The organism is Kosmotoga pacifica (genome assembly GCF_001027025.1).
Taxonomy (GTDB): domain Bacteria; phylum Thermotogota; class Thermotogae; order Petrotogales; family Kosmotogaceae; genus Kosmotoga_B; species Kosmotoga_B pacifica.
The window spans coordinates 639,363-650,528 of the sequence record NZ_CP011232.1; the positions used below are offsets into that span (position 1 = coordinate 639,363).

An 11,166-nucleotide genomic window follows, 5' to 3' on the forward strand; every position below is an offset into this window, starting at 1 on the left:
ATTCCCCCGCAGAAGCGGGGGTTTTTTGAAACCCATCTTGAAAGATTCCAACCCTTGTGGTATTATTATTTCTGGTATGCAGGCGTAGCTTCAATCGGTGGAGCGCCGCCTTGGTAAGGCGGAGGTTGTGAGTTCGAGTCTCATCGCCTGCTCCAAAAGGCCTCGATACGAGGCCTTTTCATTTTGGAATTGCATTACTTTTATGTTAATATGAATAACAAAACCAAGTTAGAACGATTCTTCAAAAACAATGGGGGGGTTCTTCTGTTAGAAATGCTTTCGCGTTATCGCATAGTTCTCGTTGGGAGAGGCCAACGCGACGCTCGTAGACTGATTGATGCCTTTTCTACGAAATTTGATATCCGCTATACGGAAGATATCAGTGAAGACCTCTGGTTTTTTTCTGACCTGATTATTTTCGATTTCATCAATGAAGAGCTCATTTCACGTGCGAGAAAAGAAAAGACAAATTACCTTTTCCTGATCGGCAATGAAAACGACGTAAAAAAATACGACTTGAAAGAAGAAGAATACGTTCTCAAAGGGCCGGGGTATCTGCACTATTTGAGTAATATCGTGTTTAACATGTTAAAGAACAGAAGCTTAAGACAAACACTGGAATTTGAAAGAGAAAAGTACAGTACACTCGTGAATAACATGGGATGTGGTATGATCGTCCTTCGTAGAGATGGAAAAATCATTTTCTCAAACAGCTCGGCAAAATCGATACTCGGATATTCAGATAGAGAACTAGCTAACCTGAACATAAAGGATGTTCTACCTGAGGAAAGTGTCGTCAATAAAATTCTAAAGGGTGATATACTCAACAATCAGGAATGTATTCTTCTGAATGCTTTTTCTGATGAAAGAACTGTCACTCTGAATAGCTCGACGTCTCTATATGGAGCCGAAAGAGTCATTCAGGTCACTTTTATGGATATCACAACCCAGAGGAAAAACGAAAAACTGATTGAATTCCAATTTAATTTTCTCGATAATATCGAAGAGATAGCTCTGGCGGTGAATTCCAGAGGCGATATAGTTTATCTCAACAAGTTTGCAGCTAAAAGCCATGGCTATGAACTCCAGGAAATGCTTGGAACACCGGAAAAAAACTATGTCAAGCAACATTCCAGATATTTGAAGAGCAAAAGCTATGCTTTGCGCACAACAGGAAGCTGGATAGGAAGGGAAATAAGGTTGAGAAAAGATGGTAGTTACTTCATTGTCGAAGCAAGAAGAAAACTGTTAAAGACATCAAAAGGTGACTTTGAACTTATGGTCGGTCGTGATGTAACTGCAAGACATGAAATGGAAAGAAAGCTCAAACTTCATTCTTTGCTTCTGAACAACGTAAGGGAAATTGTGCTTGCGATTGATAGTTCTCATCATATTATATATATGAACAAAACAGCGGAAGACTTTTTCAAAATAAGTTCTAGAAAAGCTCTGGGAAAGAAAATGGAAGAATTGCCATCAACGCTTCTAAAACAGCTATTGGGCAGGATCATGCCTCTATGTACTGAAACATCTTCCGGAAAGCTCGTTGAAATCGAGGAGGAGCGTGGCACGAAGATAATGATTCAGTTTGTTTCTCAGTGTGTAAAAGAAAAAGGAAGGGTTGTAGGTTACGTTATTACGGGCAAAGATATAAGCGGTATTTACTATATACTCCCGAGTTTAAAGAGTCGAGCCGAACTTCTTGAAAAGCTTTTCAACCCCGCTGTTGCAACCGATCTCAAAGGTCAGATTCTATACGCAAATGCAAGCTGGTTAGAGACCTTTAAGCTCGATGATGTCAATAGCATAATTGGCTTGAAATTGGTTCCAACTTTCCTACGAGTTTCCAACAAGGTGTGCAAAGACGTTAACAGGATCCTCGAAAACAATGGATACATAAGTTTTGATGAATTGACCTTCGTTGACAGGAACGGTGACATATTCAAAGCCCCTTTGGCGATTATAAGGCTTCGTGATAGAACGGGCTTCTTCGTCGCTGATATCAGTATAGTTATGAAGAACAGGATTAAAACCTGAAAGGCATTACTTCATGAGCCTGATTAGTCTTATTGCCACTTTTCCAAAACCGCCCTCATCATTGGTAGGTGCTATCACATCGGCGGCTTTTATGGCTGCTGGAGTTGCGTTAGCCACCGCAACAGAGAAACCCGCTTTTTCAAAAAGGGGTACGTCATTATCATTATCACCAAAGGCGACAACTTTTTCTGGAGCTATATGCAAATCATCACAAAGCACCTTCAGGCCAATGCCTTTATTCACACCTTCTGGAAGTAAATCAAGATATGTGGCGAAAGACCTGAAAACGTTCAAATTAGTGTATCTAGCTGAGTAGAGTTCTTTCAGTCTTTGAACCTGCTCTGGAGTATCAATTATCAGCAGCTTTGTTGGAGGATTCTTACTCACGAATTTTGAGAGATCCTTTTCGATCCTGAAGCTAACACCTGAATGTTTTGCATATTCTCTAGCCTTTTCACAATCATGGGGAACAATTAGTTCATCGTCCACGTATGCCTGAATATATAGTTCTTCTTTCAATGTATACGAAACGATTTCTGCAGCTTCTTCTGGATCGATAGTTTTGCTGAATATTATGTTCCTTCCGTTCCATACAACAGCACCGTTATAGGCAATAACAGGGTAGGTTGTGCCAAGTTTCGTAGACTGAAACTTAACAACAGACCGGAGCATGCGCCCGCTAGCAAAGAATACTTTCAGTTCCTCTTCTTCAATCATCTTTAACGCCTGAATATTTTCAGGTGGAACTTTTCCATCAGTACCTATGAAAGTTCCATCTATGTCTATTGCAAAAACTTCTATCATAACTATCTCCTGTATCCATTAGTAATTGGCATTCGCCAGTCTTTACCAAATGCTCGTCGCGAAATTTTTATTCCCGGAGCTCCCTGTTTCCTTTTGTATTCATTTCTACGTAGAAGCTTGAGTGTATAGTTCACCATCTCAGGATCATAGCCGTGTTCAGCGATTTCGTTCTGGGAAAAACCTTCTTCTATATAGAGTTTCAGAATACCATCAAGAATATCGTAGGGTGGAAGGGTATCCTGATCTCTCTGATCAGGTCTCAACTCTGCCGAAGGGGCTTTTGAAAAGACTCTTTCCGGAATTATTTCTTTACCTTTAATTTCATTGAAGTATCTGGCAAGCGCATAGACTTCTGTTTTGTAAACATCTTTAATAACCGCCAACCCACCGGCCATGTCACCATACAGGGTGGCATATCCCGTGGCGATTTCGCTCTTGTTACCGGTTACTAAAACCAGCCAGCCAAATTTGTTTGAAAGAGCCATTAGATAATTACCACGGATTCTGGCCTGAATATTTTCTTCGGTTACATCAGGTTTCGTATTTTTAAACACAGAACTAAGGGATTCGAGATACGAATGATATACCCCTTTAATGGGTATGGTAAGTTTGTTGATACCAAGATTTTCTGCCAGCTGCACAGCATCGTCTATGCTCTCCCGTGATGTATACTCCGATGGCATAAGGACACCTATAACGTTTTCACTTCCCAATGCCTCAGAGGCGATACAAGCAACCAGGGAAGAATCCATCCCACCGCTAAGCCCAAGTGCCACTTTTTCAAAACCGTTTTTCCTTACATAATCCCTGAGTCCCAGTACAAGTGCCTGAAATACTTCTTCCTCCCAACAAACTTCACCAAAAGTCACCTGTGGTAGAATCTCCGCTTCAGATTTGCTTGGAATGACTACGTTGAGTGACTCCACCTCAGATAATCTGGGATATCCTTTGCGCTTCCCCTCATATAAGTTATACCTTGTTGACACGAAGGGGTCCACATCCACAACAAATAGCTCTTCCTCAAAGGCTTTACCAACGTAGCATTTTCCTTCGGGTGTGGCGACTGTACTTCGCCCGTCAAAAACCAACTCATCCTGTCCTCCAACAACATTGCAATAAGCAATAATAGAAGAATATTCCATTGCACGGGTGAGTAACAGGTCAAGGCGTGAGCGCCACTTTCCTGAACTAAATGGGGAAGCTGAGAGGTTCACTATAAGGTTTGCTCCTGCGATGCTCTGATCGTTTATCGGTCCGGAAGGGACCCAAAGATCCTCACAAATATTAACGCCTATTTTTAATTCTCTGTGCTCTATCAACACAGGCTTGTTTCCTGGTGAAAAGTACCTCTTCTCGTCAAAAACGGAGTAATTTGGGAGGTGCATTTTGTGGTATCTGCCAAGAATTTCACCGTTTTTCAGTATCGCCGCTGAGTTATAAAGTTCGCCATCAAAATCTACAAACCCAAGAAAGATCAGCGTCTCCATCCCCTTTGTTGCCGCTGCAACGCTTTCTAGAGCCTTCAAATTTTCCTTGACAAAATCCAGCCTCAACAGCAGATCTTCTGGTGGATAACCAGTGATTGTCAATTCCGGAAATACGAGAATATCTATATCGTTTGCTTTTGCTTTGTTGAGATAAGTGAGAATTTTTTCCACATTTCCAGTAATATCGCCAACGGTGATATCAATTTGCGCCAGTCCCAGTCTGATTATCATAAGTACTGACCTCCCAAAGATAGTTGAAGTGTTTCATGAACTGGTTCGCGATTTCCTTCGATTCAATTATAACAACCAGTTCCCTATTTCTGTTCCACGCACTCCTTGTAAAATTCGCAGATCCGGTAATAACGATTTTTTCGTCGACAATAACAGTTTTGTCATGCAAAAGCCATTTTTCCATGTTCATCCTAAACCCAATTCCCGTTGAAAAATACTCATAAATGGGTGAACTTGACATATTCCAGTCATCCACAACTCCTTTGACTTTAACACCATAACTGGCCTTATATTTTAAAACAGCCAGGAATCTTGGATCTGTGAAGGCGTAACACATGAAATATATACTTTCTTTTGCGTCACTCAGTTTCTTTAAGATCAATTCATTCACACCCTCAATCGGTGTTAAATAGAAGGAAAAGTTGGAATACTGAAATCCCTCTGCTTTAACGCCTTTTTTGATTGCACGATAGAATTCCATGAGTCCTAAGGCAATATCTTCTGATTCGAAGTAAAGAATAATATTCGAATCTTCGTCCAGCCCACTTGTAGTAAAATTCCCCGTTGAAATAATTCCAATGCGATCGTCTATCACCATGAATTTTGAATGGATCAACGCTGGTGATGAATCGCATAGCAATTTAAAGCTGGGATTAAGAGCGAGTGTACGGAATACCGAAGAATCATCAACGATACCTTCAACATGAAGTCCTTCCTTTGAGAGTTTATTAAGTTTTTCCATCACAAGGGGTTCATCAAAAGAGTAGGAGACGAATAACACTGTACTCTCCGCTGTGTCGAGAAACTCAATTATGGTTTCCGTCAGAGAAAACCTTTCTGAAGGATAATATCTTATCGTTATTGAAACAGCTGTAACGGTCAAAAAAATTAAAACCGTCGCATATAGTGTTTTCATATGTGAGCTACCATACCTTATAGAAACTTTGGTTAGCTTCCCATTTACTGCCAGTAAAACCTTTCTTCGCTAATCTGCTTCCACCCTAATGTTCCAGTCATGATAAGCCCAACACGCAGGACACATCCATTCTCTTTGCTTGATGGGATCCTTTATATGTATCCGCATGTATCGCACATCATAATCCATCGTTGATCGAGGAACGAGATATTTATTGTGTACCGTATTTTAATACTTCGAATCTTCCAGTATGTTGGGTAAACCTTGAATCTATATGTCTTTAGCACGTTGCCTTTTTACCGAGGGCAAATATATTTCATACTATCATACACCGAGGCTCACACGCACCTTGCAGAAGCCACAGCTCTCTTTCGATACAAGCTGATAAAAAAGGGGAACCTCTCGGTTCCCCTTTGGTGGAGTCGAAGGGATTCGAACCCTCGGCCTTCACAATGCCATTGTGACGCGCTCCCAGCTGCGCTACGACCCCACTCCAGGACAATTATACGATACTAACCGGAAGTTTTCAAGTACCCATGCGAAATTTATCGCGCTCTTCTTTCGAGCCACTTGATCACGACAGGGGCGGCAATATATAGTGACGAATAGGTTCCGACTACTACACCCACAAGAATACCAAATGCGAATGGTCTAAGCACCTCGCCTGAGAAAATGAACAACGTCAATACAGCCAGGAATGTTGTCAAAGAAGTATTTAATGACCTGACGATAACATCGTTGATGCTCTTGTTAACGATCACAGCAATATTCTTACCACCCATTTTCCTTAGGTTTTCTCTCACTCTGTCATAAACCACTATGGTATCATTCAGCGAATAACCCAGCAGGGTCAATAGTGCTGCTAAAACCGGAGCGTTTATCTCCATACCAAAGAGACTATAAAAGCCCAGTGTGATGAGCAAGTCATGCACCAGCGCGAGAATTGCCCCAACACCGAAGGAGAATTGGAATCTGATCGTTATATAGAGTAATATAAGTGCAACTGCTATCACGATAGCTGTCCAAGCATAACCCTTTATTTCCTGGGCAGCAAACCCTGATATTCTGTTGACTGAGAGCAAATCGGAAGAAGTCACACCCTTATCCGAAAGAGCTTTAAGTATTATGTTCGTGAGTTCTACTTCACTTTCCACGTTTACGACGATTGAGAAACGTGCTTTTTCTTCCTGCCCGTTTTCAGTTGTAAGAGGTTTTTGCTTTATAATTCTGGCGGACCCGAAGATCGGATCTTCAGAGGAGAGTTCGGCTCTCATTTGTGCAACACTGAAGTTCAAATCAGGAACGAGAACACTGACTTCGGTACCACCAGTAAAATCAATGCCAAGGTTAAACCCCTTAACAAAGAAGAGAACGATGGAAATGAGGATGAGCAGAATAGAAAAAAATATGAAAGCTCGTCGTTTACCAACAAAGTCTATGTTAAACCTCATCTTACCTCGCCTCCTCTGGCACGGGCCTCTTTAACATATCTTGATGGTTTTATGCCTTTTGACATACCGGTAAGCATTGTCCTCGAGACCACAAGGTTGGTGAACATAGCACCTAATACACCCAATATGAGAGTCACTGCAAAACCTTTTACTGTACCCGTACCGAAATAAAGGAGGACAAGGCCGGCTATGATAGTCGTGAGGTTCGCATCAAATATTGTCCAGAAAACCTTGCTAAAAGCGCTGTCTATGGCGTTTTCTGGTGTCTTTCCAAGTCTGAGTTCTTCCTTGATCCTCTCATATATCAGCACGTTGCCATCAACTGTTGTACCAATCGTAAGAATGATACCGGCTATACCAGGTAGGGTAAGTATCGCCCCAGAAGCAGAGAGCATACCAAAAAGCAAGATGCTGTTGTAAATCAGAGCCACATCAGCTACAAGTCCCATAACTCCATAGAAAATTACCATGTAGATCATAACTATTATGACACCAGCTATGCCAGCCCAAAGAGCACCCATAATTATATCCTTTCCCAGTGTTGGAGAAAGTATCTGTTTATTGAACGGGGCCAGTTCGACGGGAAGGTTTCCACTGCCAACGAGTATAGCAACTTCCTTCGCTTCGTCGATGGTCTGCAGTCCAGTGATGATCGCACTACCTCCTGAAATTGGTTCATCTACCCCGGGAGCGATAATAACCCTATCATCAAGGACAATAGCGAGTCTGTTTTTTATATCTCCCGAAGGGTAATTTGCTTTTTCTGCTGTTATCTTATAGAAAGTGTTAGCACCTTCGCTGTTGAATCTCAGGGTGACCATGAATTTTCCCTGACCAGGTCTCGGCTTGGGATTGACACCAGGTTGTGCTTCATTAACAGAACTTCCATTGAGTTCAATGTACTGGGTCCCCACGAGTACCCGCGGACTTATGAGATACCAGGTCTGGTTTCTAACGCCGTTTTCGAGTTTTCCGAAGTGAATGTCTTTAAGCCAGTATGGTTCTGCTCCCTGAAGCTTTCTCTTACTGACCTCAAAAAGCAGATCGGAGGGAATCTGTGGTGTGGCTTCACCGGTCTCAATAGCCAGAACATCTGCAAAGTAAAGTTTACCGGTACTTCCTATCAAGCGTTCTGCTTTTTCAATATCTGTTATTCCCGGGATCTCAACTCTGACCCTTATAGGTGGTATGTTCTGACCATATTCGATCTTCGCTGTCACTTTTTCAACGGTTGCTTCAGTGAAACCAGCGGAATCAAGTCTCCGTCTGAGAACCTCCACCACTCTATCTGCAAGAGAATTCAGTTCTTCTTTTGGAGCTTGTGTAACCATTTGGTACTCAAGCAATGCCCCACCTTTGATATCAAGACCGAGTTTAATATTGGCTGCTATCTTTGATAGAAAGGTTTCTCCTTCGGCTCCACCACGTGGAATAAGGAGCGGCAGCAAAGCAAGGATCAGAATTATAACACTGATTATGAGTCTTTTTTGGTTTGCTCTCATGGCCAATGCCCGTAAAAACGGACAGAGCACCCCCTTTCAATTTTTATTGATATTGAGAATAATTACTTCTTTTCTACCTCGACTTCTTCGGGACTCTCACCCTTGCCAAGAATGACCGTGATAGAACGCCTTGTAACGTCGACTTCCGATCCATTGCCTGTTCTTACCCTTATTGTATTATCTTTTATTGCCGTAACTTTACCGAGAATGCCCCCGGCCGTGACAACTCTGTCCCCAACCTTCAGTTGGGACATCATCTGTTTGAACTGTTTTTCCCTTCTCCTCTGAGGAAGAATAATCATGAAATAGAACAGGGCTACCATTATGATAAGCCAGATGAAAATTCCGGAAAGCCCACCGACACTGGAAGTGGGGACTGCCGGCGCTGGCTCAGAGGTTACTGGAGCGTAGGTTATAAATCCCAAAAACGGAAACATGTCTATACCTCCTGTCGAATAAAAAGCTCGATAAAGATTTTACCAGATCGTTTATTTCAATTCAACCAACGACTTATCGTGTAGTATAAGAACACTAAATAGCTTGGTTCTATATGCCCCCTCAGTTAAAAGCTATCAGCCACTATGTTATAATTTGCACTAGAATGCGCAACGCGAAGGGAGGAATGAGCTATGAAAAATTCCATGTTAAAAGAAGCCGAAAGCAAAATGGAAAAGAGTGTTGAAAAGATAGTGGAAGAATTCAGTCACATGAGAACGGGTAGACCTTCTCCTTCTTTGCTTGAAGAAATCAAGGTAGATTACTACGGTGTTCCCACACCCGTAAATCAGCTTGCTACGATAAACGTTTCTGAAGACCGTTCCCTCGTGATCAAACCGTGGGAAAAGAACCTGCTTTCCGTCATCGAAAAGGCAATACTGGCTTCTAACCTTGGGCTTACACCTCTCAATGATGGTAACGTCATCAGACTCAACTTTCCCGTTCCAACAACGGAGCAGAGAGAAAAATGGGTGAAGATGGCTAAAGAAATTGCCGAAAAAGGCAAGATTGCTATAAGAAACATCAGGCGTGATTTCATAAAGGAGGCTAAAGAACTTCAGAAAGAAGGGGAAATAACGGAAGACGACCTCAAGCGTTTTGAAGAAGATATTCAGAAGCTCACTAACAAGTATGTCGAAGAAATGGACCATCAATTCGAAAAGAAGAAGAAAGAAATAATGGAGTTCTGAAAATCATGAAAGTTCCCGAACACGTGGCTATTATAATGGATGGGAACGGTCGCTGGGCAAAGCAAAGGGGTCTAAATCGTGTCGAAGGACACAAAGTCGGCGCAAAAGTGGCTGAAGATGTTTCAAAATGGTGTGCAGATCTTGGTATTAAATATCTCACTTTGTATGCCTTTTCCACCGAGAACTGGAAACGTCCGGAAGAAGAAATCAAATTTCTCTTCCGCCTAATGGTTGAGTACCTCGGTGAGCGATTGGAGATGCTCTTGAAAGAATCCGTCAAACTACGCTTTATGGGTAGAGTCGAGGAACTGAATGAGGAAACAAAGCAGTTTTGCAGGCAAATCGAGGAGAAAACCGCAGAGTGCAACAGGTTAAATCTCATAGTTGCTCTAAATTACGGTGGAAGAGCTGAAATTGTTGATGCTGTCAACAAAATTATAAACGAAAAGCTTGTAAATATAGATGAAAATACCATCAGAAAACATCTGTATCTACCCAATGTGCCAGACCCGGACCTTATAATCCGGACCTCCGGTGAAAAGAGATTGAGCAACTTTTTGCTCTGGCAGAGTTCTTACAGTGAATTGTATTTCACCGAGGTACTCTGGCCTGATTTTTCTAGAGAAAATTTTATTGAGGCGTTAGAAGAGTATTCTAGAAGAAAACGCAGGTATGGAGCTGTGATAGATAATGAAAAATAAAGAACTCGGGATCAGATTGGCAACTGGCTTCCTGGTTGGTCCATTTGTTGTATTCTGCTTTATAAACTACTATTCGTTGATCGGCCTCGTTGCAACAGTTGTTATGTTTGCGAGTTTCGAATATATAAATTTCAGCCTTAAAAACAGCGGACATCCAATTCTACGATTGATGTATGTCGGTATCATCACATTAACGACGGTACTCTATGGCCTTTTATTGGACAAACTCAATTTGCTTGGTGACACGAAGCGACGGCCTGAACTTATTTTCACCCTCGCATTCATCACGATCGCTGTGCTGACTATCCTCTTAATCAGCGACGTCAGAAAGGCCAAAATTTTTGTTGTGAACGGATCATTCTCGCTCATTTATATTTCCCTTTGCCTTTCCTTTTTCTTTCCTATTTACATAAATTTCGGCCCATTTGTCGCATTGATGAATCTTCTCATGGTATGGGTATTCGATGCTGGAGCTTATTTCAGCGGAGTGAGATTCGGGAAATTGAGAATATCTCCTTCATACAGCCCCAAAAAAAGCTTTGAAGGAGCTATAGGTGGTTATCTGTTAACAGTCATTTTTGTATGGTTGTACACTCTGTTGGTCAAAGCAATAACTCCTGAATTCAACCTAATAGGACTTGAAGAGATCTTCCTTTTACCTATGGTAGTTGCTGTTTTTGGTACTGTAGGTGACATTACTGAATCCGCTTTCAAAAGGTATCATAATGTGAAAGATTCAGGAAATGTACTACCTGGACACGGGGGCATGTTGGACAGGATCGATGGATTGCTCTTTGTAACGCCGATTTTTTACATATTCATGATATTGCTAAACACCTGAGGAGGGCTC

At 41.8% G+C, this 11,166-nt stretch carries 10 protein-coding genes and 2 tRNA genes; 5 read left to right on the forward strand and 7 right to left on the reverse strand.

The genetic code is table 11. The features are described from left to right. Positions 1–78 precede the first annotated feature (78 nt). Together IX53_RS03070 and IX53_RS10750 are read left to right on the forward strand one after the other, a co-directional pair. A tRNA-Thr gene (locus tag IX53_RS03070) sits at positions 79–155 on the forward strand. A 55-nt stretch (positions 156–210) separates the two neighbouring features. Continuing rightward, positions 211–2,037, forward strand: coding sequence for a PAS domain S-box protein (locus IX53_RS10750; protein ID WP_156173092.1), 1,827 nt, complete (start codon positions 211–213; stop codon positions 2,035–2,037). 6 nt (positions 2,038–2,043) lie between these two features. Here the strand turns inward: IX53_RS10750 and IX53_RS03080 are convergent, their stop codons facing one another. The 7 genes from IX53_RS03080 to yajC form a co-directional block, all read right to left on the reverse strand. Beyond that, positions 2,044–2,841, reverse strand: a complete 798-nt coding sequence (locus IX53_RS03080) for a Cof-type HAD-IIB family hydrolase (RefSeq protein ID WP_047754106.1) — start codon at positions 2,839–2,841, stop codon at positions 2,044–2,046. Positions 2,842–2,843: 2 nt separating this feature from the next. Further along, complete coding sequence (locus tag IX53_RS03085) at positions 2,844–4,559, reverse strand: NAD+ synthase (protein ID WP_047754107.1); 1,716 nt, start codon at positions 4,557–4,559, stop codon at positions 2,844–2,846. Next, positions 4,528–5,475, reverse strand: a complete 948-nt coding sequence (locus tag IX53_RS03090; protein ID WP_047754108.1) for a phospholipase D-like domain-containing protein — start codon at positions 5,473–5,475, stop codon at positions 4,528–4,530. Before IX53_RS03090 ends, IX53_RS03085 begins: the two co-directional genes overlap by 32 nt. Before the next feature lie 414 nt (positions 5,476–5,889). Further along, positions 5,890–5,965, reverse strand: a tRNA-Ala gene (locus IX53_RS03095). Between the two features lie 55 nt (positions 5,966–6,020). After that, positions 6,021–6,926, reverse strand: a complete 906-nt coding sequence (gene secF, locus IX53_RS03100) for a protein translocase subunit SecF (RefSeq protein WP_047754109.1) — start codon at positions 6,924–6,926, stop codon at positions 6,021–6,023. After that, positions 6,923–8,428 carry a protein translocase subunit SecD gene (gene secD, locus IX53_RS03105; protein WP_047754110.1) on the reverse strand — a complete coding sequence of 502 codons (1,506 nt, stop codon included), beginning with the start codon at positions 8,426–8,428 and terminating at the stop codon, positions 6,923–6,925. Before secD ends, secF begins: the two co-directional genes overlap by 4 nt. A 62-nt stretch (positions 8,429–8,490) precedes the next feature. Continuing rightward, on the reverse strand, positions 8,491–8,865 hold the full coding sequence (gene yajC / locus IX53_RS03110) for a preprotein translocase subunit YajC (RefSeq protein WP_047754111.1): 375 nt from the start codon (positions 8,863–8,865) through the stop codon (positions 8,491–8,493). A gap of 192 nt (positions 8,866–9,057) precedes the next feature. Here yajC and frr point away from each other — a divergent pair, with 192 nt between their 5' ends. The 3 genes from frr to IX53_RS03125 are packed head-to-tail and all read left to right on the forward strand — an operon-like array spanning position 9,058 to position 11,157. Then, on the forward strand, positions 9,058–9,615 hold the full coding sequence (frr, locus tag IX53_RS03115; RefSeq protein WP_047754112.1) for a ribosome recycling factor: 558 nt from the start codon (positions 9,058–9,060) through the stop codon (positions 9,613–9,615). 5 nt (positions 9,616–9,620) lie between these two features. After that, positions 9,621–10,316 carry an isoprenyl transferase gene (locus tag IX53_RS03120; RefSeq protein WP_047754113.1) on the forward strand — a complete coding sequence of 232 codons (696 nt, stop codon included), beginning with the start codon at positions 9,621–9,623 and terminating at the stop codon, positions 10,314–10,316. After that, the gene (locus tag IX53_RS03125) at positions 10,306–11,157 is read left to right on the forward strand and encodes a phosphatidate cytidylyltransferase (RefSeq protein WP_047754114.1); all 852 of its coding nucleotides are present in this window, start codon (positions 10,306–10,308) and stop codon (positions 11,155–11,157) included. Before IX53_RS03120 ends, IX53_RS03125 begins: the two co-directional genes overlap by 11 nt. Positions 11,158–11,166: the final 9 nt, after the last annotated feature.